Annotated in this window: 18 protein-coding genes; 14 read left to right on the top strand and 4 right to left on the bottom strand. The window is 68.9% G+C overall.

Annotated elements, in window-relative coordinates:
• Positions 1–302: 302 nt before the first annotated feature.
• The 9 genes from ftsZ (at position 303) to ABD209_RS02890 (ending at position 7228) form a co-directional block, all read left to right on the top strand.
• A complete protein-coding gene (gene ftsZ, locus ABD209_RS02930; protein WP_344061857.1) occupies positions 303–1538 on the top strand; it encodes a cell division protein FtsZ in 1236 nt (411 codons plus the stop codon).
• Positions 1539–1545: 7 nt separating this feature from the next.
• A complete protein-coding gene (pgeF, locus tag ABD209_RS02925) occupies positions 1546–2265 on the top strand; it encodes a peptidoglycan editing factor PgeF (protein ID WP_344061854.1) in 720 nt (239 codons plus the stop codon).
• Positions 2262–2987 carry a YggS family pyridoxal phosphate-dependent enzyme gene (locus ABD209_RS02920; RefSeq protein ID WP_344061851.1) on the top strand — a complete coding sequence of 242 codons (726 nt, stop codon included), beginning with the start codon at positions 2262–2264 and terminating at the stop codon, positions 2985–2987. The genes pgeF and ABD209_RS02920 overlap by 4 nt, the downstream gene beginning before the upstream one ends.
• Positions 2988–3056: 69 nt before the next feature.
• Positions 3057–3566 carry a cell division protein SepF gene (locus ABD209_RS02915; RefSeq protein WP_324388117.1) on the top strand — a complete coding sequence of 170 codons (510 nt, stop codon included), beginning with the start codon at positions 3057–3059 and terminating at the stop codon, positions 3564–3566.
• An 80-nt stretch (positions 3567–3646) separates the two neighbouring features.
• On the top strand, positions 3647–3922 hold the full coding sequence (locus ABD209_RS02910) for a YggT family protein (RefSeq protein WP_324388115.1): 276 nt from the start codon (positions 3647–3649) through the stop codon (positions 3920–3922).
• Positions 3923–3985: 63 nt separating this feature from the next.
• Positions 3986–5065 (top strand): DivIVA domain-containing protein, encoded by a 1080-nt coding sequence (locus ABD209_RS02905; protein WP_344061848.1) that lies wholly within the window; start codon positions 3986–3988, stop codon positions 5063–5065.
• A gap of 110 nt (positions 5066–5175) precedes the next feature.
• Positions 5176–5712: a TraR/DksA family transcriptional regulator gene (locus ABD209_RS02900; protein WP_344061845.1), complete on the top strand. Its 537-nt coding sequence runs from the start codon at positions 5176–5178 to the stop codon at positions 5710–5712.
• Positions 5685–6314, top strand: coding sequence for a signal peptidase II (lspA, locus tag ABD209_RS02895; RefSeq protein WP_344061843.1), 630 nt, complete (start codon positions 5685–5687; stop codon positions 6312–6314). The genes ABD209_RS02900 and lspA overlap by 28 nt, the downstream gene beginning before the upstream one ends.
• Positions 6311–7228, top strand: coding sequence for an RluA family pseudouridine synthase (locus ABD209_RS02890; protein WP_344061841.1), 918 nt, complete (start codon positions 6311–6313; stop codon positions 7226–7228). The genes lspA and ABD209_RS02890 overlap by 4 nt, the downstream gene beginning before the upstream one ends.
• Before the next feature lie 58 nt (positions 7229–7286).
• Here ABD209_RS02890 and ABD209_RS02885 read toward each other — a convergent pair whose 3' ends face one another.
• The gene (locus ABD209_RS02885; protein WP_344061838.1) at positions 7287–7598 is read right to left on the bottom strand and encodes a Uma2 family endonuclease; all 312 of its coding nucleotides are present in this window, start codon (positions 7596–7598) and stop codon (positions 7287–7289) included.
• Between the two features lie 157 nt (positions 7599–7755).
• Here ABD209_RS02885 and ABD209_RS02880 point away from each other — a divergent pair, with 157 nt between their 5' ends.
• The 4 genes from ABD209_RS02880 to ABD209_RS02865 all read left to right on the top strand — a co-directional run bounded on the left by ABD209_RS02880 (position 7756) and on the right by ABD209_RS02865 (position 16111).
• A complete protein-coding gene (locus ABD209_RS02880; protein WP_344061835.1) occupies positions 7756–8304 on the top strand; it encodes a PspC domain-containing protein in 549 nt (182 codons plus the stop codon).
• A gap of 152 nt (positions 8305–8456) precedes the next feature.
• A complete protein-coding gene (gene dnaE / locus ABD209_RS02875; protein WP_344061832.1) occupies positions 8457–12032 on the top strand; it encodes a DNA polymerase III subunit alpha in 3576 nt (1191 codons plus the stop codon).
• A gap of 116 nt (positions 12033–12148) precedes the next feature.
• The gene (locus ABD209_RS02870; RefSeq protein ID WP_344061829.1) at positions 12149–14275 is read left to right on the top strand and encodes a S9 family peptidase; all 2127 of its coding nucleotides are present in this window, start codon (positions 12149–12151) and stop codon (positions 14273–14275) included.
• A 114-nt stretch (positions 14276–14389) separates the two neighbouring features.
• Complete coding sequence (locus ABD209_RS02865) at positions 14390–16111, top strand: bifunctional metallophosphatase/5'-nucleotidase (protein ID WP_344061826.1); 1722 nt, start codon at positions 14390–14392, stop codon at positions 16109–16111.
• 207 nt (positions 16112–16318) lie between these two features.
• On the opposite strand, the gene ABD209_RS02860 is transcribed toward ABD209_RS02865, so the two are convergent.
• Together ABD209_RS02860 and ABD209_RS02855 are read right to left on the bottom strand one after the other, a co-directional pair.
• Entirely contained in the window at positions 16319–17047 is a 729-nt protein-coding gene (locus tag ABD209_RS02860) for a 4'-phosphopantetheinyl transferase family protein (RefSeq protein ID WP_344061823.1), read from the bottom strand.
• Positions 17048–17067: 20 nt separating this feature from the next.
• A complete protein-coding gene (locus ABD209_RS02855; protein WP_344061820.1) occupies positions 17068–18093 on the bottom strand; it encodes a zinc-dependent alcohol dehydrogenase family protein in 1026 nt (341 codons plus the stop codon).
• A gap of 110 nt (positions 18094–18203) precedes the next feature.
• Between ABD209_RS02855 and ABD209_RS02850 the strand changes: the two genes are divergently transcribed.
• Positions 18204–18989, top strand: coding sequence for a 4'-phosphopantetheinyl transferase family protein (locus tag ABD209_RS02850; protein ID WP_344061817.1), 786 nt, complete (start codon positions 18204–18206; stop codon positions 18987–18989).
• A gap of 125 nt (positions 18990–19114) precedes the next feature.
• On the opposite strand, the gene ABD209_RS02845 is transcribed toward ABD209_RS02850, so the two are convergent.
• Complete coding sequence (locus ABD209_RS02845) at positions 19115–24433, bottom strand: carboxyl transferase domain-containing protein (protein WP_344061813.1); 5319 nt, start codon at positions 24431–24433, stop codon at positions 19115–19117.
• Between the last annotated feature and the right edge of the window lie 51 nt (positions 24434–24484).

Raw genomic sequence — 24484 nt, 5'->3', positions numbered from 1 at the left:
CGATTGGCTTTGACACCTCCTCTCCTACTCGCGTCCGTGCCTGCACCCCTTCAGCAACACGCACCCCAAACGCAACATCCGCACCTATCCGTGCAACCTCTAAGTGAATTCCTGCGCGACACGCCCGCGCGGTCATTTGCATGGGCTGGCGCCGCAGCATAGTTTCGACATCGAGCAGGTCACTCGGAATGTCTTAACCTCACCTTTACGGTGAAACTTTCCGCCAGGGCCACCCGGAAGTACCGGACTTCACGGGGCGATCGGATATCCGTCACATACGCAAGTCAAGGAAGGCCCGCACAGTGGCTGCACCCCAGAATTACCTGGCCGTCATCAAGGTCGTCGGCATCGGTGGCGGTGGCGTCAATGCCATCAACCGGATGATCGAGGCCGGCCTCAAGGGCGTCGAGTTCATCGCCATCAACACCGACGCGCAAGCGCTGCTGATGAGCGACGCCGACGTCAAGCTCGACGTGGGCCGGGAGTTGACGCGCGGCCTCGGTGCCGGCGCTGACCCGGAGGTCGGGCGCCGTGCGGCTGAGGACCACGCCGAGGAGATCGAAGAAGTCCTCAAGGGTGCCGACATGGTCTTCGTGACCGCCGGTGAAGGCGGCGGCACCGGCACGGGCGGTGCGCCGGTCGTCGCCAAGATCGCCAAGGGCCTCGGCGCCTTGACCATCGGTGTCGTGACGCGTCCGTTCACCTTCGAGGGCCGCCGTCGTGCGAACCAGGCCGAGACGGGCATCGGATCGCTGCGCGAAGAAGTCGACACGGTGATCGTCATCCCCAACGATCGGCTGCTGTCGATCAGCGGCCGGTCGGTCTCGATGCTCGATGCCTTCCGCAGCGCCGACCAGGTGCTCCTCTCCGGTGTCCAGGGCATCACCGACCTCATCACCACCCCCGGTCTGATCAACCTCGACTTCGCCGACGTCAAGTCCGTGATGTCCGGCGCGGGATCGGCGCTCATGGGCATCGGTTCCTCGCGCGGCGAGGAGCGCGCGGTCCAGGCCGCCGAGTCCGCGATCTCCTCGCCCTTGCTCGAGGCGAGCATCGACGGTGCGCACGGCGTGCTGCTCTCCATTCAAGGTGGCAGCGACCTGGGCCTCTTCGAGATCAACGAGGCCGCGCGCCTGGTCCAGGAGGCCGCACACCCCGACGCCAACATCATCTTCGGTGCGGTCATCGACGACGCGCTCGGCGACGAGGTGCGGGTGACCGTCATCGCCGCCGGCTTCGACGGGGGCGTGCCCAACAAGCGCACCGACGAGCGTGCCCTGGGCACGATCGTTTCTCGCAGCACCGCTCCGGCGGCCGCCCGGCCCGCTACCACGGCGACTGCCGCGCCTGCGGCGCGCGTGAGTCCAGCTCCGGTAAACACTCCGCCCGTTGTCATCCCCGCACCCGCCGCCACGCCGGCCCCGGCCGCCGAGCCCGCGGCAGCGACGCCGAGCGTGCCCGTCGGGCCGGTGCGCCCGCCCAAGCAGGTCGTTTTCGACGAGAGTGACGACCTCGACGTCCCGGAGTGGCTGAAGTAGTCGGATCGTGTTCGGCTGGCAGTCCACTCGTGACGGGATCACCCGGGCACTCACCGACCGCCACGGCGGCTACAGCACCGGCGACTTCGACGCACTCAACCTCGGCAGCCGGGTCGGCGACGACCCGGCTGCCGTTGTCGTCAACCGGGCCACGCTGGCCGCGGCCGTGGGGGTCGAGACAGACCGGCTGATCTTCCTGCATCAGGTGCACGGTGCCGAGGTGGTCACGGTTACCGCTCCCCTCGAGGCGGAGCCGCAGGCCGATGGCATCGTGACCGCGGAGCCGGACTTGGCGCTCGCGGTGCTGGCCGCGGACTGCGTCCCCGTGCTCCTCGCCGATGCGCAGGCCGCCCTGATCGGCGCCGCACACGTGGGCCGTCCAGGGCTGACTGCCGGAACCGTCGCCGCCGTCGTGGAGCGCCTGCGCGCCCTCGGCGCCGAACGACTCGACGCGGTCGTCGGCCCCGCGGTCTGTGGCGCGTGCTACGAAGTGCCGGCCGATCTGGCGGCGGAAGTGACGGCATACGTCCCGCAAGCGGCAGCGGTCAGTCGAGACGGGACACCCGCCCTCGACATCGCCGCTGGGGTGCTCGCCCAGCTGGCGGCACTGGGCATACCGGCCCTGCGGGCCGGTGGATGTACCCGCGAATCGGCGGACCACTATTCCTATCGCCGCGACGGCCGCACCGGCCGCCATGCGGGCGTCATCGTCCGGAGGACGGTATGACCGATCGGGCCGACCGGCGGACGGCACTCGCGGCGGGGCTGGCCGAGGTCGAGGCCCGGATCGACGCAGCGTGCGCGAGCGCCGGGCGCGCCCGGCAGGACGTTGCCCTCGTCGTCGTGACCAAGACTTTCCCCGCATCGGACGTGATCCTCCTGCGCGACCTCGGCGTCACCGATGTCGGCGAGAACAAGGTTCAGGAGGCCGCCGCAAAATCGGGTGCCGAGGCCTTCGCCGGCCTGCGCCTGCATCTGATCGGCCGCCTTCAATCCAACAAGGCCCTCGCCGCGGGAGCACTCGCCGACGTCGTGCACTCGCTGGATCGCGAGCGCTTGATCGGCCCGCTCGCACGGGGCCGGGCGGGCCGTGCGGTGCAGCTCGGCGCGACCGAGGCAGGCACGCTACCGGTGCTCCTGCAGATCAGCCTGGACGGTGATCCGAGCCGGGGCGGCGTGACAGCCGAGAACCTCGAACGGCTGGCCGAGGCAGTACTGGCCTCGCCCTTGCGGCTTGCCGGGGTGATGGCGGTCCCGCCGCCCGGAGCGGAGGCGGGGGCGGCTTTCGCCACCTTGGCCGAGCTCGCCGGCCGCGTCCGTCGGCTGGCGCCCGAGGCGACGTGGATCTCGGCGGGGATGAGTGGTGATCTGGAGACCGCTGTGGCCAATGGGGCGACACACCTGCGTGTCGGGTCCGCAATCCTGGGTTCTCGCAGTCCCTTTCGTTAACTTGCTTCAAGACAACCGAAACGCGCACCGCCTCCGCGGGTCGGGACGCAATCAGGAGTGAGGGTAGGCATGGCCGGAGCGCTGAAAAAAACCATGGTCTACCTCGGGTTCGCCGAGGACGACCGCTACGACGACTACTACGACTCCGAGTCGTATGACGATGCCGAGGCCACCCCGGCGCCGGTCGCGGCCCGCGCCGTCCCCGAGCCGCGCGTCGAGCAGCGCACCAGCGCCGAAGTCACCCCGATGCCGCGGCGCGCGGCCCTGACCCGAGTCGTGCGTGAGGAGACCCCGTCCACCTTGAGCCGGATCACCACCATCCACCCGCGCACCTACAACGAAGCCAAGAACATCGGCGAGGCCTTCCGCGACGGTGTTCCCGTCATCATGAATCTCACCGACATGGGTGACGCCGACGCCAAGCGGCTGGTCGACTTCGCCGCCGGCCTCGTCTTCGGCCTGCACGGCTCCATCGAGCGGGTGACGGCCAAGGTCTTTTTGCTCTCGCCCGAGCATGTGGAGGTCGCGACCGAGGAGCCCGGTGTCGAGGCTCCGCGCGGATTGTTCAACCAGAGTTGAGCTGGGCGGAACAGCAGGCCCGGGCGGCACGTTGACCCCTCGACCGCTCCCGAGAGAAATGTGAAGCCCTAGGTTCCCGCGTGGCCATCATCACCGACGTCCTCCGCACCCTGCTGTTCCTCTATTTCGTCCTGCTGATCGGGCGCCTGATCTTCGACTGGGTGCAGGTTTTTGCCCGCGATTGGCGACCCCGGGGGGTGGTCTTGATCCTCGCGGAGGCGATCTACACCGCCACCGATCCACCGCTGAAGGCCCTGCGCAAAGTGCTCCCGGTGATCCGCATTGGTGGGGTCGGTCTGGACCTGTCATTTCTTGTGCTGATGATTGTTATTTCCATGGCGATGTCCATCCTCTAAACTGCTATCCGGTACCCCGCGTCTGAGGTAACTCATGCGCACGCAGAAGTATCAGGAGCAGACATGGCGCTCACCCCCGAGGATGTCCTCAACAAGACGTTCGGGACGACACAGTTTCGCCGCGGGTACGACGAGCGCGAGGTCGACGACTTCCTCGACGAGATCGTGGCGACGCTGCGCCGGCTGAACAAAGAGCTCGAGGACTGCCGCGCCGGATCGAGCGTGGCGACTTCCGCTCCCAAGGATGCCGCGGCCGCCGTGCCGATGCTCGACACCAACCTCCAGGGGCGCTTTGACCGCGAGATCGCCCAGCGTCAGGAGGCAGAGCGCGCCCTCGCCGAGTTGCAGGAGCGCGTCCGCCGCGAAGACGAGGAGCGGATCGCCGCGGCCGCCGCGTCGGGCGATGAGGACCAGGCCCGCGCCGCCAACCTGATCGCCGACGTCAACGCCCGCGCGGACGAGGCCGAGCAGGCTGCGCGCACCCGCATCGACACCGCGAACTCCCGCGCGGATGAGGCCGAGCAGTTGGCCAACGAGCGGATCACCCGGATCAACCAGGAGGCCGACCGGGTCGAGGCCGCGGCCCAGGAGCGCATCGCCACCGTCAACTCCCGGGCCAACGAGGCCGAGGCCGCCCCCGCGCCCGCCCGCTCTGGCGATGCCTCCGGGCTGATCGCCTTGGCCCAGCGCGTTCACGATGAGCACGTTGCCGAGGGTGAAAGCACCCGGTCCCGGCTGATCAGCGAGGGGCAGTCGCGGCACGACGAGTTGCTGCGCGTCGCCCAGGTCCACCACGACGAGGTCGTAGGCAGCGCGCAGTCCCGCCATGACGAACTGCTCTCCAGCGCCCAGGAGCAGCACGATGTCCTGCTCGCCGAGGCTGTCGAGCAGCGCGACTCGATGCTCATCGATGCCCGGGAGCGGGCCGCCGGGATGGTCTCGGATGCCAACGATCGCCGCGCCGACATCCTGACCGACCTGGAGAGCAAGCGCGCCGACCTCGAGGGCCTGATCGGTGAGCTGCAGAGCTACGAGCAGACCTACCGCAACCGGCTGCGTGCCTACCTGCAGGACCAGCTCGCCGGCCTGGTGGCCGAGACACCGATCTCGCAGTCACTGACCGAGCCTGCCGCCTTGTCCTGACGGGCATTTCGCGCCGGTCCACCAAGGTCGGACCGGCGCGCATGCCCTATCCTCATCCGCGTGCCCCCGTCGCCGACGGGGGCACGACGACGGGTCGAAGGAGGCTGGCAATGACGTCCAGCAGGAGCACGACCGGCAGCAGTTCACCGGCGAAGAAGGCGACCGCACGGGCGGCCTCACCCACCTCTGCGCCGCGCTCGCTGGCGCGCAAGGCGAGCGTCGCCGAGGTCGGCGACGCACCCGGGGCGGCCACGCCTGCCTACGTCGTCAAGGAGGGCGAGGACCCCTGGACGACGGCGGAGATCGACGCGATCCGCACCCGCATCGAGTCGGATATGGCGAGCCTGCGCGCCGAGGTGAGCGACGCCGAGCGCGAGGTGGCCGCGCTGATGCGCCAGTCCGGTGACGGGGCCGGCGACGACCAGGCCGACGCGGGCAGTATGACGCTCGAGCGCGAGCAGGAGATGAGCCTGGCCAACAATGCGCGCGAGATGCTCGATCAGGGGCAGCACGCCCTGGACCGGCTGGCGAATGGCAGCTACGGAACCTGCGAATCGTGTGGGCAGGCGATCGGCAAACTTCGCCTCGAGGCTGCTCCCCGTGCGACCCTATGCGTGCCATGCAAGAGCAAACAGGAACGCCGCTGACCGCTGACCCGATCGGCCACGCCCAGCGCCTCGTCGAGATCACCCGCTTCTGGTGCCTGGCGCTGGGGGTCGTGGTGATCGACCAGGTGTCCAAATGGGTCGCGCTGCGCGAACTGACCCCGGGGGTCGAGCACCCCCTGATCGGCGACCTGCTCTCCTTCCGGTTGACCCGCAACTCCGGTGCCGCGTTCTCGGCCTTCGACGGCATGACCTATGTGGTGACGGCGCTGGCGGTCGTCATCGTTCTCGGGATCGTGCACCGTATCCACACCAAGCCGGTCACCCGCTGGCTCGCCGTCGTGCTCGGCTTCATCGTCGGTGGGGCGCTGGGCAATCTGATCGACCGCTTCGTGCGTGAGCCGGGGATCGGACGGGGTCACGTCATCGACTTCATCGACTACGGCGGCCTGTTCGTCGGCAATGTCGCGGACATCGCCATCGTGCTCGCGGCGATCGCCTATGTGGTGCACAGCTTCGTGCGCCCCGGGACGCCCGGCTCCGTCGCCGACGTCGCGGACCGGGACGCGCCAGGGCTTCGTGACACCACGGGCGCGAGCGACGCTGACGGGGCGAGCCGCCACGAAGGGCAGGGGCGCGCGTGACCCAGTCGCGGACGGTCCTGGTGCCCGAGGGGCTCGCCGGGGAGCGGGTGGACGCGGCCCTCGCGCGACTGCTGGGCTTGAGCCGGACGGCAGCGGCCGACCTCGCGGCTGCCGGCGAGGTGTCGGTCAATGGCACGGTGGTCGGCAAGTCCGCCCGCGTCGCCGACGGCGACCTGCTCGATGTGACCATCCCGGCGCCGGCGGTGGGCCCGAGCATTGAGCCGACCCCCATACCGGACCTGCAGATCGTCCACGACGACGACGACATCGTCGTGGTCGACAAGCCACCGGGGGTGGCCGCGCACCCGAGCGTCGGCTGGTCGGGCCCGGATGTGTTGGGGGGGCTGCTGGCAGCGGGCTACCAGATCACCACGTCCGGGGCGAGCGAGCGGCAAGGAATCGTCTCCCGGCTGGACGTCGGGACCTCGGGGCTGATGGTGGTTGCCAAGAGCGAGTATGGCTACAGCCGCCTCAAGCAGGCTTTCCGGTCGCGCTCGGTCGACAAGACCTACCACACGCTCGTGCAGGGCCTGCCTGATCCCCTCTCGGGCACCATCGACGCGCCCATCGGGCGGCACCCCGGCCACGACTACAAGTTCGCGGTCATGGACTCCGGTCGGCACAGCGTGACCCACTACGAGTTGGTCGAGGCCTTCCGCGCGGCGTCCCTGCTAGAGATCAAACTGGAGACCGGCCGGACGCATCAGATCCGCGTTCACTTCAGCGCCCTGCGCCACCCGTGCGTCGGCGACCTGACGTATGGCGCGGACCCCGTTCTTGCGCGCCGGCTGCGGTTGGAACGGCAATGGCTCCACGCCGTCGGGCTCGGATTCGAACACCCCGGCACCGGGGAGTGGGTCACCTTCGCCAGCGACTACAGCGCCGATCTTGGGCGGGCGCTCGACCTGCTGTGAGGCCCCGCCGGCCTCTGGGTAAGCGGCTCAGGTGTGGACTGTCCCGCCAGTGGGCCGGCTAGTCGAGGAGCCGGGCCGGGACGATCGTGACGGCGAAGGGTAGCACAGCCGCCCACGGCTGCTCGCCGGTGACGTGCGCGATCTGGCAGTAGGTGTCGCCGTCCAGCGCGTATGCCGTGACCGCCAGCATCTCGAGGTCGACCAGCCAGAAGCTCGGGCAGCCGGCGCGGGCGAAGCGAGGCATCGTGAGAAAGATATCGACCAGACGGGTACTGGGCGACAGGGTCTCAATGACCAACTCCGGCACGCCGTCGGCAACCATGCCGAGCGTCCACTCGCGTTGGTCCAGCACCAGCGTCCTAGCGGTCATGGTGCTCCTGTCGGGTCATGGACTCCGCGCCGACCCGTGGACTACGCCCCTGAGGCGGTCACCAGGGTCGGTCCCGGAGGTGATCGGGGTGGGTAGGGGGTCGGGTCAGGGCGGCACCGCGATGTGCGCGGGCCTAGGCCGGCGCACAGTTGAGGACATGACCACCACAGCCAGCACCCACACCGGACTCGACCGCTTCTTCGAGGTTCTCCACCGCAGCCCGATCGTCCGCAGCGACGACCGCGTCATCGCCGGCGTCTGTGGCAGCGTCGCTGCCCGCCTCGGCGTCTCCGCCAAGGCCGTCCGGATCGCCGCCGTCGTCCTCGCCTTCTTCGGACCCGCCTTCGGTCTCTATCTGGCCGCCTGGCTGCTCATCCCAGACACCCGCGGCCGAGTCACCTTCGAGCGTGCGGTGCGCGGCGGGGAGGGCAAGGCCATCGCCCTGACCGTCGTCGCCGGCCTGGTCCTGCTCAGCGACATCGGCGTGCATCACCCCTTCGGCTGGTTCGCGCTCGCGGTTACCGCGATCGTCCTCGGATCCTTCGTCGTCGGTCGTGGCCCCGCAGGGGGGCGCCGCGGCCGGCGGCCGGTGACCGAGCCGTATGCCGGTGCCACGGCATACGTCCCGCCCACCTATGCGCCGACCTACCCGGACGCGCCGGCCCCGCAGGGCCACGTGCCCCCGCAGGACGCGCCGCGCTATTGATCGTCAGCGGCTCAACCCCACCCGCGCCCGCCGTCACCCCCGACGGCGGGCGCGGTCCCTTTGCGCCACGCGCCGTGTCGCGTGAGCGAAACGCCGAGCGGCATGCGGACACGCCGAGGGCTGTCGGTGGGGCGTCTTAGACTCCAAGTCCCATGTCTGATTCCCCGCTCTCGCCCACCGCGCCGGACAACTTCGTCCATCTGCATGTCCACACCGAGTACTCCATGCTCGACGGGGCCGCGCGGATCGACGAGCTGCTCAAGGCGGCGGCCGATCAGGGGATGCCGGCGATCGCAACGACCGACCACGGCTACATCTACGGTGCCTACGAGTTCTGGTCCAAGGCCCGCAAGTACGACATCAAGCCGATCATCGGGGTCGAGGCCTATGTCACGCCCGGCACCGCGCGCCGCGACAAAACGCGCGTCAAATGGGGTGACGGCGGGCGCGACGACATCGGCGGCAATGGCGCCTACACCCACATGACCTTGCTCTCGCGCACCACCGAGGGCATGCACAACCTTTTCCGGATGAGCTCGCTGGCCTCGCTCGAGGGGCACTATTACAAGCCCCGCATGGACCGCGATCTCCTCAGCCGCTATGCCGGCGGCCTGATCGGCACGACCGGCTGTGTCGGCGGCGAAATCCAGACGCGCCTGCGTTTCGGGCAGTATGCCGAGGCGCGCCAGACGGCGAGCGAACTGCAGGACATCTTCGGCAAGGAGCACTTCTACGCCGAGATCATGGATCACGGGCTCGGCATCGAGCGCCAGACCCGAGCGGAGTTGCTGCGGCTGGCCAAGGAGTTGCAGTTGCCGCTGCTGGCGACCAACGACCTGCACTACACCAATGCCGAGGACGCGAAGGCGCATGCGGCCCTGCTGTGCGTGCAGTCCGCGTCGACGTTGATGGACCCGGGCCGGTTCAAGTTCGATGCGGACTCCTTCTATCTGCGCAGCGCCGCCGAGATGCGGGCGCTGTTCCGAGAGTTGCCGCAGGCGTGCGACAACACCTTGCGCATCGCCGAGCAGTGCGAGGTCTCCTTCGTGGAGAAGGAGGGGCAGTACATGCCCCGTTTTCCCTGCCCGCCGGGGGAGGACGAGACGTCGTGGTTCATCAAGGAGGTCGAGACCGGCCTGCAGGCGCGCTATCCGGGCGGGGTGCCCGACGCCTCCCGCACGCAGGCGGCATACGAGATCGACATCATCGTCGGCAAGGGCTACGCCGGCTACTTCCTCGTCGTCGCCGACTTCATCAACTGGGCCAAGGACCATGGCATCCGGGTCGGCCCCGGCCGCGGGTCGGGTGCCGGGTCCATGTGCGCGTATGCCATGCGGATCACCGATCTCGACCCGCTGCGGCACGGTCTGATCTTCGAACGCTTCCTCAACCCCGAGCGCCCCTCGATGCCCGACTTCGACGTCGACTTCGACGAGCGGCGCCGCGGTGAAGTCATCCGTTATGTGACCGAGAAGTACGGCGACGACCGGGTCGCGCAGATCGTCACCTACGGCACGATCAAGGCCAAGCAGGCGGTCAAGGATGCCGCGCGGGTGCTCGGGCACCCGTTCGCCATGGGGGATCGGCTGACCAAGGCGATGCCGGCCGATGTGATGGGCAAGGGCGTGCCCTTGAAGGGCATCTTCGATGCCGAGCACCCGCGGTATGCCGATGGCGCCGATTTCCGCGCCATCCACGCCGAGGAGCAGCCGGTCCAGGAGATCGTCGCGACCGCGATTGGCCTCGAGGGCCTCAAGCGGCAGGCCGGAGTGCACGCCGCGGGCGTCATCATGTCCAGCGAGCCGCTGACCGACTTAATCCCGATCATGAAGCGGGAGCAAGACGGGCAGATCATCACCCAGTTCGACTATCCGAGTTGCGAGCAACTCGGGCTGGTCAAGATGGACTTCCTGGGTCTGCGCAACCTGACGGTCCTCGATGACGCGATCGACAATATCCGCGACAATCGCGGCGAGGAGATCGATCTGGACGCCCTCTCGGAAACTCTCGACGATCCGGCCACCTATCAGCTATTGGCCCGCGGCGACACGCTGGGCGTCTTCCAGCTCGACGGCGGCGGCATGCGCACCCTGCTCAAGTTGATGCAGCCGGACAATTTCGAGGATATTTCCGCGGCGCTCGCGCTGTATCGCCCAGGCCCGATGGGCGTGGACGCGCACACCAACTTTGCCTTGCGCAAGAACGGCAAGCAGGAGGTCGTCCCGCTCGACCCCAAGCTGGCCGGGAAGCTCGAACCAGCGATGGTCGCGGCCCTTGAGCCCATCTTGGGAAATACGCATATGTTGTGCATTTATCAAGAGCAAGTAATGGAATTGGCGCAGAAATTGGCCGGCTACTCGCTCGGCACGGCCGATCTATTGCGGCGGGCAATGGGTAAGAAGAAGAAGGAGGTCATCGACGCCGAGTTCGAGAACTTCTCGGCGGGAATGCAGGCCAACGGCTTTTCGCTCGCCTCGGTCACGGCGCTGTGGGATGTGCTGGTGCCCTTCTCGGACTATGCGTTCAACAAGGCGCACACTGCGGCATACGGGCTGGTCTCCTATTGGACCGGCTATCTCAAGGCGAACTATCCCGCCGAATATATGGCGGCCCTGCTGACCAGCGTCCGCGACGACAAGGACAAGTCGGCGCTCTATCTGAATGAGTCGCGGCGCATGCACATCACCGTGCTTCCGCCGTCGGTCAATGAGTCGCGGGCGAGCTTCGCGGCGGTGGGCGGCGACATCCGCTTCGGGCTGGAGGCCATCCGCAATGTCGGGCGCAATGTGGTCGATGCGATCGTGGCGGCCCGGGAGGCCAAGGGCAAGTTCACCTCCTTCGGTGACTTCCTGGACAAGGTGCCGGTGGCGGTCTGCAACAAGCGAACCATCGAGTCGCTGATCAAGGCCGGTGCCTTCGACGATCTCAGTCATCCACGAGCCGGCCTGGTGCGCGTGCACGAGGACTATGTCGATGCCTATGTCGAGGCCAAACGTGCCGAGGCGATGGGGCAGGACAGCCTCTTCGGCAGTTTCGAGGACGAGGTCAGCATGGACTTCTCGGGGCTGCCGCCGATCCCGGCAGCGCAATGGGACAAGCGCACTCAGCTCGCGCACGAGCGCGACATGCTCGGGCTCTATGTCAGCGATCACCCGCTCTTTGGCATCGAGCATGTGCTGGCGCGCAATAGCGACACCGGCATCGCCGCTCTGCTGGAAGAGGATTCGTCCTATGAGGACAATGCGCAGGTCACCATCTCGGGCTTGGTCACCTCGATGGCGGTCAAGCGCAACAAGCGCGGCGACCCGTATGCCCAGGTGACGATCGAGGACCTCGGCGGCGCGGTCGAGGTCATGTTCTTCACCAAGACCTACCTCGCCTGCCAGCATCTGCTCGCGATGGATGCTGTCTGCTCGGTCAAGGGCCGGGTGCGTCGGCGCGAGGACGGCGTGCAGTTGACCGCCGCCGATTTTTCCCTGCCCGATGTCACCGAGGGCCCGCGGGGGCCGGTGGTCATCTCGATGGACGCGACCCGCGCAACCACCCCGGCCGTGGAGAAGCTGAAGACCGTGCTGGTCTCCTATCCGGGCGCGACCGAGGTCCACCTGAAGCTCGTCCAACCGGGCCGGACGGTCCTGCTGCGCTTGGACGACCAGTTCCGCGTGAACGCCACCGAAGCCCTGATCGGGGACCTCAAGGTCCTCCTCGGCGCCCGCTCGGTGAGTTGACGGGCTCGCGTTCCTATTCCTACTCCGGGTAGAGGTGTCAAAGCGGGCGCTCTGCCGCCCGCCTTGACACACCTACCCGCGGGTAGCACAGGAGGGTGGGCGCGTAGGGTGCCCTGGTGAGCCACGCCGACCTCCCGCAGCCCCCCGTCGCGCCGCAACGGCCGAGCACGCGGACGCACCACGGGCATACGGTCGAGGACCCGTATGCCTGGATGGCCGATCGCGAGGACCCCGAGTTCATCGCCTATCTGACCGCCGAGAACGCCTACGCCGACGCGCGCACCGCGCACCTGGACCCCTTGCGGGAGAGCATCTTTCGCGAAATCAAGTCGCGTGTGCAGGAGAGCGACCTCAGCGTCCCGGTCGGTGACGGCAACTGGTGGTACTACACGCGAACCATCGAGGGCGAGCAGTATGCCGTGCACGCCCGCTGCCCGCGCCCCACACGGGACGCATCGCGTCCGGAGTTGGTGGCGGGCGGCATACCGGCAGGGGAGCAGGTGCTGCTGGACGGCAATGCGGCGGCGAGCGGGCACGACTTCTTCGCCGTGGGCGCATTGAGCGTCAGTCATGACGAGCGACTGGTGGTCGCCGGTGTCGACCTCGAAGGCGACGAGCGGTTTGCGCTCACGGTGCGCGAGATCGCCACCGGCGAGGTGATCGACGACGCGATCACCGGGGCGGGCTATGGCGCGGAGTTCGACCGCTCGGGGCGTTACCTCTTCTATGTCGTTGTCGACGAGGCGTGGCGGCCCTTTCAGGTGTGGCGGCACGAGATCGGTACCCCGCGCGCGCAGGACGTCTTGATCCGGCAGGAGGACGACGAGCGCTTCTGGATGGGCCTGGGCAGCTCGCGCGAGGACCGCTTCCTGATGATCGGCCTCGGCACCAAGACCACGAGCGAGACCTGGCTGCTGCCGGCCGACGACCCGACCGGTGAGTGGCGGTGCGTGCGCGAGCGGGTCGAGGGCCTCGACTATGACGTCGAGGTCGACGGCGACCGACTGCTGATCGTCCACAACGAACGCAGCCGCGAGAGCGACTTGGCGTGGGCGAGCCTGGACGAGCCGGGCGTCTGGCACCCGATTCTCGAACACGGCGCGGGCGAGCGCTTCCTCGGGGTCGATGCCTTCGCGGATTTCGTGGTGCTGAGCCTGCGCGCCGGCGGGCTGCCGGCGCTTCGGGTTCTCCCGCGCGACCCGAGCGGTCCGTCGCGTCTGGGTGCCGCGCGACCGTGGCCGGTCGATGGCGAGTTGACCGCGCTCTCCTTGGGCGACAACCCCGAGTTCGCCTCGACGGCGCTCTTGGTGACCCAGGAGAGTTTTGTCCAGCCCCGCGCCACGTATGCCGTTGACCCCCTCTCGGGCGCGCGCACCCTCCTCAAGCGCCAGCCGGTGCTCGGCGATTTCGACCCCGACCGGTATCGCGAGTCGCGCGAATGGGTGGGCGCCGCAGACGGAACCCAGGTGCCCATCTCGATTGTCCGCCGGGCCGGCGTGGCCCCGGACGGCACGGCCCCCGGCTTCCTGACGGGCTACGGCGCCTACGAGATCCCCAACGACCCCTACTTCTCGGTCGCCCGCCTCAGCCTCCTCGACCGGGGGCTGGTCTATGTCGTCGCGCATGTCCGTGGGGGCGGCGAGATGGGCCGGGGCTGGTATGAGGACGGCAAGTTTGCGGCCAAGACCAACACCTTCGACGACTTCGTCGCGGTCGCCGACCACCTGCGCGGGGGCTGGGTCGACCCCACCCGCCTGGCCTGCGAGGGGGGCTCGGCGGGTGGGCTGCTCATCGGCGCGGTCCTGAACCGGGCGCCGGACCGCTTCCGGGTCGCGCACGCCGCCGTCCCCTTCGTCGACGCCCTGACCTCGATGCTCGACCCCGACCTCCCGCTCACCGCGGGGGAGTGGGAGGAGTGGGGCAACCCGCTGGCGGAGGCCGCGGCATACGGCTGGATGGCGGGATACGCGCCGTATGACAATGTGCGCGAGCAGGCCTACCCGGCGATCCTGGCGACGACGTCGCTGCACGACACGCGTGTCCTGGTCACCGAGCCGGCGAAGTGGGTAGCGCGACTGCGCGAGCGCGCGACCAATGATCCGGCGACGGCGCCGATCCTGCTGCACACGCAGATGTCGGCCGGCCATGGTGGGCGCAGCGGCCGGTATGACGCGTGGCGCGAGGTCGCGTGCGAGTGGGCCTTCGTGCTCGACCAGCTCGGCGCCATGCAGGTGGTCACCTGATCGTTCACCGTGGATTCGGCCAATTGGCTCCGGCCTATGGGTAGCCGTTGTCAGTGGTGCGCGGTAGCGTCCCTCCCGTGCGGCCGGGGTGGTCGCGCCCTAGGGAGGTTTTGAATGCGTAAGAGCACGACCCTGCTGGCTGCGGGCGCGGCCGCGGCATTGGCTTCGGCGATGGCCGGGGCGAGCGGCGCCAGCGCCGCCGACTCCAGCGCGCGGGCGATCCCCGTGCAGCTGCTGTCCTTCAACGACTACCACGGCCACCTCGAGGCCACCGATCGGCCGTTGGCGAGCGACCCGGCCGCGACGCCCGCGGGAGGCGTGGAGTACCTGTCCGCAAAGCTGACCCAGTTGCGGGCCAAGGTCGGCGACAAGAACTCGCTGACCGTCGCTGCCGGCGACACCATCGGCGGCTCGACCTTCCTCTCGGGAATGTTCCACGACGAGCCGAGCGTCGAATCGCTCAACACCCTCGGTCTCGATGTCACCAGTGTCGGCAACCACGAGTTCGACGAGGGCACCGCCGAGCTGTTGCGCATGCAGAATGGTGGCTGTCACCCGGTCGACGGCTGCTACTTCCCGTCCGAGCCGTATGCCGGGGCCAAGTACCCCTATCTCGCGGCGAATGTCGTCAAGAAGTCGGATAACAAGCTGCTCCTGCCCGGCACCACGATCCGCTATGTCGGTGGCGTCCCGGTCGGTTTCATCGGCCTGACGCTCAAGGGCACGCCGAGCCTCGTCGACCCCGCTGGTGTCGCCAGCGTGCGTTTCACGGACGAGATCCAGACGGTCAACCAGCAGGCGGGCGCCTTGAACCGCAAGGGGGTCAAGGCGATCGTCGTGCTGATCCACCAGGGCGGCCAGCAGGATCCCACCACCTCGAACTATGACGGGTGCGTCGGCTTCAACGGCCCGATCGCCGATATGGCGCCGAAGTTCAGCGCCCTGGTCGACGTCGTGGTCTCCGGCCACACCCACCAGCCGTATGTCTGCACCCAGAGCGACCCGCAGGGCCGGCCGCGCCTGGTCACCAGCGCCGCGTCCTATGGCCAGATGGTCACCGAGACCTACTTCACGATCAACTCAGTCAGCAAGGACGTCAACCGCAACTCCTTCGTCTCGCACAATGTCATCGTCGACCGGGCCAACACGCCGGACCCGGCGGAGACCGCGGTCATCGGCAAGTGGCAGTCGCTCGCCGGCCCGATCGCGGGCAAGGTCGTCGGCACCGTCGCGCAGGATGTCACGGGCGACTCCAGCGGCAACCGAGGCATCGAGACCCCGATGGGTGACCTGATCGCCGACGCCATCCTCTGGGGCACCCAGTCCGGCAACACCCAGTTGGCGTTCATGAACATCGGTGGGGTCCGGGCCAGTTTCCTGACCAACCAGATCAGCAATGGCGAGCAGCCGGGGGAGATCACCTACACCGAGGCCTACAACGTCGCACCCTTCGGCAACCTGCTGGTCTCGCTGGACATGACCGGTCAGCAGATCAAGGACACCCTGGAGCAGCAGTACGTCGCCGGTCGCCCGGGCGGTCGCGATGCGCTCGGACTCGGGGTCTCCGAGGGCTTCTCCTACACCTGGGACGCCACCCAGCCGCAGGGCAGCCGGGTCGTCCCGGGGACGATGGCCCTGAACGGCGTGCCGATGGACATGGCGGCGACCTACCGGGTCGGCACGATCAACTTCCTGGCTAATGGCGGCGACTCCTTCACCGGCTTCATGGCCGGGACCAACCTGCTCGGCGGCAAGGAAGACCTGGCCAACCTGGTCGACTACCTGGGCACCCACCCCGGCATCACTCCGCCGCCGGACCGGGTCGCCGGCCTCTGATCCGAGCCTCCGGCCACGCAACGCAAGCGCGGACTGCGGCCGGCGCGTACGCGCCGGCCCCAGTCCGCGCTTGTGTTGCGCTCCCGCTCCAGCGCGTGACGGTTCCTGCAGCCGTCGCCGGTTCGCGCGGGGATCGGCGGCTCCGAACCGCCGACGCGTGCCCGGACCGTCGACCTCTGCACGAGGCCGAGCTCGGACACCTAGCGATCAATGCGGCAGCGCCGACGCCCCGTCCTGGTGGTCCAGGAGCACCACCTCAGCGCCCAGCGCGGCCACCGAGCCGACGAGTTGGGCAGGCGTCAGCATCGACGCGGGGATCGCAGCGAGCGACATCGGCTCCACGCCCAGCCCGTCGGGGTAGCCCGCCAACCGCCACCTGCCCGGATCCGTCGCGCTGAAGATGACCTCGGGCAGCGCCGCGCGTAGTCCGTCGCCGGTCGCCTTGACGGCCGCCTCCTTCAGCGTCCACAGCCTGGTGAAGCGTTGCTCGGGGCTGCTATCGCCATCGACTCCGCCGGCTGCGACCCACTGCTGCTCGCCCAGATCGAGAGCCAGATCGATCACCCCTGCCTCGATGCGCGCCGGGACCTGCTCGATATCGACGCCGACAGCCACCGCGTCGGTGCTCGCGGCCACCACGACCATCGCACCAGCGTGGGAAACGGACAGCGCCAGGCCGGAGGCCGTCGCGGTCGGTCGCCCATATGGGCGGCCGCACTCGAGACAGGTGCGGTCGATGACCGCCCCACGCGGATCACCACCGGTATGCCGGGCCACCGCCAGCCGCAACAACGCGGCCCCGACGATGAACCGGTCGCAATCGACCGCCCGCCGATAGCTCGCGGCCCGGGCGCGTTCGGACTCGGACAACCACGGCGTCGCCGACCCGGCCACCGCGGTCGATGCCGTCCAGAGGGTGACGTGGGCGGGCGGCATACGGCAATCCTCTCGTGGTCCTAGGGGACGAGCATCACCTTGTGCGCCGTGGGGTCGGTGCGCACCGCGTCGAGGGCCTCGCCATAGCGCTCGAGCGGGAAGCGGTGGGTGATCAGGCCGTCGGTGCGAATGCGGCCCGCCCGCAGCATCGCCAGCGCCGCGGGCACGGTGTCGATCTCGGAGAACGACCCAGTGATGGTCAGCTCGCGGCGGAAGACGTCATAGGGCGAGACCGAGACGCGGTCGCGCTCGTTGGCAACGCCGTACCAGAGAATCGTCGCTCCCGGTTGCGCCAAGGCGATGGTCGCCTCCTGCACGCGGGCCACCCCCGTGGCATCGACGACATAGTCGAATCCGTTGCCGGACAACGCCTTCAGCGCAGTGATGTCATCGGCCAGGCGATCGCGATCCATCAGGTAGGTGGCATCGAGCCCAAGCGCAGTGGCGGTCGCCAACTGGTCGGCAGCGATCGACGCCACCGTGACGCGGGCCGCCCCCGCGTGGGCGATCAGTTGCGCGAGGAGCAGGCCAGTGGCGCCGGTGCCGACGACAAGCGCGCTGGTGCCGGGGCGCGGCTTCAACACCTCGATGCCATGCACGGCGCACGCGGCCGGTTCGGCGAAGACGGCGACATCGGGCGAGAGTCCCTCGGCGGAGAAGACCTGCGCCTGGGGCGCGACCAGGTATTCCGCGAAGCCACCCGGCAATAGCGTGCCGAGCCCGCCGAAGGACGGGCAGAAGCGGGGCTGCCCGGCGCGGCAGTGCTCGCAGCGGCCGCAGGTCAAGTTGGGGTTGATGACCACGTGCTCACCGACCGACAACCCATCGATAGCGGCACCCACCGCGTCGACGATGCCGACGGTTTCGTGCCCAGGAGTCAGGGGATAGTCGGCGATGAAGCCGCCCTCGTGGATGTGCAGATCGGTGCCGCAGACGCCGCTCTGCAACACCCTGATCCGCACCTCGCCGGCACCGGGATCGCGCACGGGCACCTCACGAATGGCGAACTCCTGCGGCCGGTCGTAGACGACAGCACGCATGGACATCTGAATCCTTCCGTCGATGACGACTGTGGCTCGTCCAAGCATGCCGCCTCGCGAGGGCACGTGTGACGCGGGGACATAACCTGGAGGCAGAAGCGCGATCGGAGGTGCTCATGTCAGGTCCCGGCCTGCAGTGGTACGCCTGCGGCGAGGACGCCATCCCGGGCGAAACCGATTGGCTCGTGCCCCGCGAACGCGAGCGGCTAGCTGGGATGCGGTTCACCAAACGCCGCACCGAGTACCTCCTGCGCAGGTGCGCGGGCAAGCGGGCGGTAGCCACGGCATACGGGCTGGGGGAGGCGCCGGCGACCTTGGCGCGGATCGCGATGCTCAACGCGCCCGGCGGTGCGCCCTATGTCGAGATCGATGGTGTGCGAACGGATTTCGACATTTCGTTGACCGATCGCGCCGGTCACGCGGTGGCGCTTCTCGGGCCACCGGGATCGATGGCCGCGGGAACGCTGGGGATCGATCTGGAGATCGTCGAGCCGCGGTCCGAGGGTTTCGTCGCCGACTTCCTCACACCGCCGGAGCAGGACTGGGTCGGCAGCGAGCGGGATCGAGGGGCCGCCGACGGCTGGGATGCCGCGGCAAACCTGATCTGGTCGGCCAAGGAGGCGGCCCTGAAGGTTCAGCGCGTCGGGCTGCGTGCAGACACCCGCAGTGTCCTCGTCACGGTGCACCCGCTGACGCGGTCGGATGGCTGGGGTGAACTGGCTATCGCGAGCACCTCGGGGGATCGGTTCGTCGGCTGGTGGCGCCGCGACGGGGCTTTCGTGCTGACCCTCGCCACCCGCGCGGCGGGCGAGCCGCCTTCGCGCCTGCCCGGCGGCGCGGATTTAGCCGCGTCGACCCCGGTGCACAGCTGGCTTGCGAACCCGCTTGCGCCGCAGGCGTGACGCGTGCGGCGCCAACGCGTGCTCCGGATGCCGCAATCGTCCGGGTGCGGACGTCGACAGGGGGAGAGACGTCCCGTTGTGCGGCATCCGGAGCAAGAGGTGGGGTGACGGCTGGTGCGCTCGTTTCAGGTGAAGCGGCGCATGCCGCGGGCGAGGGCATCGATGACATAGGGCCGTAGGTCGGCGGCCCGGATGATCCGGTCCACCGAGCCGACCCGCTGAGCGCGTTCGATCGTGTGAATGCCGTCGAACTCGTCCGCGACCTCGCGCAGCTTCTCGGAACGCACCTGGGCGCTGACCCTGGCCAACTCCGCTCGCGCGACGGCGGCATCGGCGCCAGACGCGCTCGCCGCGGCCCCGCGCGCCGTCTTGACCCGCTCGTCGCTCTCGGTGCGGACCTTGACCTCGCGTGCGAAAACCGTTGCGGCAGCGGGTGCACCGCCGATGACCGAGGCGAAGGAGCCCTCGACGGCCGCGATCTCCATGCTCTCGGTGAGCGCCTTGGAGAAGACCACGAAGGCGCCACCGTGATAGCGCGACACGACGACGAAGACGATCGGGCCGTCGAAGTTCGTGACCGCGCGGCCGATCTCGGCGCCATACTCCAACTGCCAGTTGCGCATCGACTCCGGTGAACCGTCGAAGCCGGAGAGGTTCGCCAGGACGACCAGTGGCCGGTTGCCGCTCGCGGCGTTGACCGCGCGTGCCGTCTTGCGCGAGCTCTGCGGGAACAGCGTTCCCGAGGTCCACGCCGGCGGACCGTAGGACGGCACGAAGCCCCGCCGAGGCACCGTGTGCGATTCGAGGCCCAGCAGGCAGACCGGCACGCCGCCGATCGTCGCGTCCCAGACGATCGAGGTGTCCGCGTCCTGCCACGCCTGCCAGCGCTCCAATGGTTCGCAGTCCGCGTCGGCCACCGCCCGCATCACCGAGCGCATGTCGAAGGGCAGCTTGCGCTCGGGATTGCTCGCGGCATCGAAGACGTCACCGACCACCGTGAAACTCGATCCCGTCAGGGCCGCGTGCGGTGCCGAACGGACATCGCGATCGACCGGGTCGGACGACGCGTGGCGACGTGGGAAGCGTTCTCCCGGAACGACATACGTGAAGCTGTAGTGCTGCAACAGCAAAGCGCACGCTTCCGGGAAGCTCGGGGCCCAATATTGCGCCTGCCCGTTGGGGCCCATCACCCGGTCGAAGCCGCCGATCCCGGAGTTGTCGTCCGCCGACACCGCGCCGGAGAAGTCGAGCGCCTGTTTGCCGGTCAGCACCATCGCCGATGCCGGGGTCATCACCAGGATCCCCTTGGTATGCATGAGCATCGTCGCCTCGGCATTCCAGTAGGGCTGGCCGCCGACATTGATGCCGGTCACGATGATGTTGACCTCGCCGCCGGCCTGCGTGAACTCGATCAGCCGGCGCAGGGTCAGCGCGATCCAGTCCATATTCTCGGTGCCCGAGTCCATGGCGATGAGCGCGCCGGAAGACACGGCATACCACTCGACCGGAATCTGGTGTTCGAGTGCATAGGCGAGCGCGGCATTGATCCGCCGGCACTCCGGCTCCGCGAGGTTGCCGAGGCCCTGCGTGGGGTCGGACAACAAGGCGATGCGCGTCATGCCCTCGGGGTGCACGCTCGTGTAGCTGGTCAGCAGCCCCACGACCAGGTGCGCGGTGTTGTTTCCCGGCTCGCGATCAACCGGCACAAGCGCGTCGTCCGCACCGAGGTCGAGCTCGACGAAGCTTCCCGGCGGGAACATCGACGCGTCCCCGGGATTCGGGGTGAGCATCCGCACGACCTCGTACGGATAGGGCGACTTGAACCGTGCCGCGGTGAGCACCTTCTGCGCGTATTTCGTCAGCGGCCGAACGGGATTCGGCCCCGGCTCGTCCATCCGGATGGTCAAGCCGCCCGCGCCTAGGCCATCGAGCAGCAGGATCCGGTCGTGGAGGAGCCGCTTACCGACGGCGTCGGTCTCGGGCACCGAGATGTGCAGGACGATCTTCTCCAGACCCGCCCCGCGGGCCAGGCCTTCGTAGGTCCGTGCCAGCGGATACCAGTCTTTGGCGGGGATGGTCCACGTCGGCCGGATCGAGAGCACGAGCCGGTTGGCGACCGGCCGCTCACGCACCGGATACGTCGAGAGCGCGGAGCGCATCGCGGCGAGCGCTGCTAAGCCCATCCGGCCCAGCAGGGGATAACCGACCTCACCGGTTTCCTCGTCGGTCACCTCGGTCAGGTCGCGGACCTCGGCGAGGGCGAAGAGCCGGTGGTCCTTGGGGTTGTCCTTGGCGATGCCGTCGAAAAGATAGACGTCCTCGGGCGACGGCAGTCGGGTCAGGGTGAAGTTCGATAGGCGCCACAGGTCGAGACGCTTGCCGAGCATCGGGTGCAGGTTGCGATAGATCGGCTCCTCGACAAAACCGCCCTCGTCGGTCTGCCGGAAGGTCAGGTGCTGGGTGCGGGAGCGGCTGGCCCGTTCGCCGCCCAGCGTCGTGACCGTCAGGTCGAGCCGGTGCAAGGGCCGTCCGAAGTCGCAATCGACCAGGTCGTCGGCGACCTGCTCGGCGAGCGCACCGATCTCCTGCCAGGCGCTGTCGCGCCAGGTCACCAGGTCGACGACTGCCTCGCGCTGGAAGGCGTGCGTGGCAAGGTGGGTGGCCACGGCACGCGATGCGCGAACGAGATCGGCATACGGGAGGTAGCCGGCGACCACGTGCAGATCGCGGCCGTCGTGCACATAGTGGGCGTATGCCAGCTCGATCCCGTCGACGACGTCGACATCGAGCCCGCGCAGGTCCCGGATGCGATAGAAGCGCCGGACATAGATCTCCAGCACCGCGGCCCGAAAGTCGCGTCCCGTAGCTGAGTCGGGCTCCTCGGTCACGCTGGCCCGCCACGCGTCGAGCAGCACCGAGCGCAGCGGTTGCGGCGACCAGACGAGCCGATTGATCCGGTCCGAGCGATCGGCCGTGTGGGGATCGCGCGCGAGGACGGCCAGGTGCGCTGCCATCTCCTCGGCGTTGACAGCGACGATCTGCTCGATCGCGGGTTGTTCGAAGGCCCGGAAGTGCACATCCCGAGCCAGATCGGTGACCTGCGGGTGGCGGCCTTCGGTTGCCGCGACGAGGCGCTCCAGCCGCTCGCGCCAGGACTTGTCGGCCCCAGGGCGGCCCATCCGGCGCTCAAGGATCGCGACGACAACGGGCACCAGTTCCGGCACCCGGCTAAAGGATCGGAACATCCACAAGGTGGCAGCGACCAGGCCGTCGTGATCGTGCAGTGAGGTCACGCCATAGCGCGCGAGGGCGTGCTCCAGGCGGGCGCGGTAGCCGGCGGGCAGGCCCGCCCGGTCCGGATCGAGCCACTGGAGGAAGGCGAGGAAGAACTCTTGGGTGTTGTCACTAGCCACATCGTCGTCGGCGCCGGAGTCCGCCTCGACCCGGGGCCGCGAGAGCGACCCGATCTCAGCGAACAGATCGAGGAAGGCGTCCTCGTGCCCAGCCAGGCCCGGCGCATCGCTTACCGCGAGCTTGCCGTATGCCGTGGTGAACGCGCGCACGGCCGCGGGGTCGAGGTCATAGCCGAGGAGGTAGTTCGTCAGTTCGGAGAAGACCGCCGCCGCGGTCGACGAGGCCGAATTGTCCGGTGCCGCCGCGAGATGGGCGAGTGATACCGCCCCTCCACCCGAGGACGACGACGCGGGATCGGAGGTGCGGATCCGCAGCAGCGGCTCGCCCTTTTCGACCTGGGCGTTGGGTAGCACGCATACGGCGGTGACCTGTCCCGAGAGCGGCGCGGTCACGGTCGTGACCATTTTCATCGACTCGAGCACGGCGATCGGCTGACCGGCGACGACCTGATCGCCCTCGGCAACGAGCAGCGAGCCGATCAGTGCCGGCCACCCCGTGCGGACCACCACGCCGTCGTCGCGACGCACGACATGAGCGACACCGTCGATTTCGAGGTGCACCGACTCGGGCTGCGGCATCGCGATGACCCGGGCCTTGCGCTCGCCGGCGACCACACGCCGCTCGTTGGCGCTCAGCCGGTCGACGTGGACGTCCACGCCGACTCCGTCGTGCACGCGATAGCGGTCGGCGGCCACCTTGTCGACCCGATAGCGATGTGCCCCACCGAGATACGAGAGCATGACTGTTCCGCCAACGGCTTCGATGTGTTCCGGGCGGCCACGCGCCGCGCTGGCCCGGAAGCGGTCTTGGGCCATCGCCAGATCCGCCTCGTAGAACTCGATGGCGCCGACGAGCAGGGCCAGCGGGTCGGGTGCGCCGCCACTGGACCCGTCCGCTACGCGTTCCGCGAGCCAGCGGGCGGGCACCGGGCCGGCCTGCAGATCGGGCGACCCCAGCGCATTGATGAGCAAGGACCTGTTGGTCGGACCACCGTCGAGGACGACCGCCGTCCGGTCGAGGGCACGCCGGAGCCGGGCAAGGGCGTGACCCCGGTCACGGCCCCAGGCCGTGATCGTCGCCAGCACCGGATCCAGTTCCGCCGCAACGACATCGCCGGTCCGCAAACTGGCATCGACGCGCACACCGGTGCCGATCGGCAGATCGAGCAGGGCGATGCGGCCACCCGTCAGGGCGTCGCCGGCTAAGGGGTCGCGCGCGAGAATGCGGGCTTCGAGCGTGACCCCGTCCCCCTCGGGCGGGGTCGCCTCCAACGGCTCTCCGCGCGCGATGCGCCATTGCAGCCCGACGAAGCTGCTGCCGGTGGTCTCCTCGACGCCGGCATGCTCCGGCCGGCCGGAGGGCGACGCGCCCCGCACCGTGAAGGTTCCGGAGCCGCTGATCGCGACGGTAAAGGTGACGGCGCCCTGCACACCACTGGCGGCCACCAGGGCGCGCACACCGGCGGTGATTGATTCGGCGAGGTCGGCAGGCACGTCCGACGCCGGGAACTCGGCGATCAGCGGCTCTCCGTCCAGGGCGAGCGAGACATCGCGAATCGGCAGCACCCAAATGGTGCCGCCCGCATCGCGCAAGGTGTCCACCTCGAGCAGGCGGTCGGCCAGGGCACTCTCGTCGACCGGCACGCCGGTCGATGCGCCGAGCCCCGAGAGTCCGCCCGGTCCGGTGAGCCGGCGGATGGCATCGGCGTCCGGGCCGATCACGGCCAGGCCAGCCGCCGAGGCCGCTGCGACCACCTCCAGAAGCGTGCCGTATGGAGCCGGGTCACCCGGCCAGATCGCGGCGACATCGTTCTCGCGCAGCGCGATCGCCAAACCTTCGGGGCCGGCCTCAGCGGGCACCGCGAGCGCGGCGTCGGCCTCGCGGGCATACCACGGTGCGGTGTCACCGGGGTGGACGACGACGGCCGTGATAGCAGCCCCCGCGTCGCGGTTGAGGTTGCCGATCGCCGCCAGCAGGCGGACGACGGATTCGCCGTGGTCGATGATGGCCAGCCGGGTTGACGTTGTCACGAAGTGCCCCTTGTCAAAGTGTGTGGTCGAGACCGGCCGGGCCCCGCGGGG

It is taken from the genome of Nostocoides vanveenii (genome assembly GCF_039531165.1).
GTDB classification, from domain to species: Bacteria; Actinomycetota; Actinomycetes; order Actinomycetales; family Dermatophilaceae; genus Nostocoides_A; species Nostocoides_A vanveenii.
Note: the sequence above shows the minus strand (reverse complement) of the source record. Positions and strands in the feature narration are given on the sequence as shown.

Bases quoted from the DNA above. Each gene is read 5' to 3' on its own strand.
- ABD209_RS02920 (WP_344061851.1), top strand. From the start codon at position 2,262: ATGACCGATCGGGCCGACCGGCGGACGGCACTCGCGGCGGGGCTGGCC.
- ABD209_RS02915 (WP_324388117.1), top strand. From the start codon at position 3,057: ATGGCCGGAGCGCTGAAAAAAACCATGGTCTACCTCGGGTTCGCCGAG.
- ABD209_RS02905 (WP_344061848.1), top strand. From the start codon at position 3,986: ATGGCGCTCACCCCCGAGGATGTCCTCAACAAGACGTTCGGGACGACA.
- ABD209_RS02900 (WP_344061845.1), top strand. From the start codon at position 5,176: ATGACGTCCAGCAGGAGCACGACCGGCAGCAGTTCACCGGCGAAGAAG.
- lspA (WP_344061843.1), top strand. From the start codon at position 5,685: ATGCAAGAGCAAACAGGAACGCCGCTGACCGCTGACCCGATCGGCCAC.
- ABD209_RS02885 (WP_344061838.1), bottom strand. From the start codon at position 7,598: ATGACCGCTAGGACGCTGGTGCTGGACCAACGCGAGTGGACGCTCGGC.
- ABD209_RS02880 (WP_344061835.1), top strand. From the start codon at position 7,756: ATGACCACCACAGCCAGCACCCACACCGGACTCGACCGCTTCTTCGAG.
- dnaE (WP_344061832.1), top strand. From the start codon at position 8,457: ATGTCTGATTCCCCGCTCTCGCCCACCGCGCCGGACAACTTCGTCCAT.
- ABD209_RS02865 (WP_344061826.1), top strand. From the start codon at position 14,390: ATGCGTAAGAGCACGACCCTGCTGGCTGCGGGCGCGGCCGCGGCATTG.
- ABD209_RS02860 (WP_344061823.1), bottom strand. From the start codon at position 17,047: ATGCCGCCCGCCCACGTCACCCTCTGGACGGCATCGACCGCGGTGGCC.
- ABD209_RS02855 (WP_344061820.1), bottom strand. From the start codon at position 18,093: ATGTCCATGCGTGCTGTCGTCTACGACCGGCCGCAGGAGTTCGCCATT.
- ABD209_RS02850 (WP_344061817.1), top strand. From the start codon at position 18,204: ATGTCAGGTCCCGGCCTGCAGTGGTACGCCTGCGGCGAGGACGCCATC.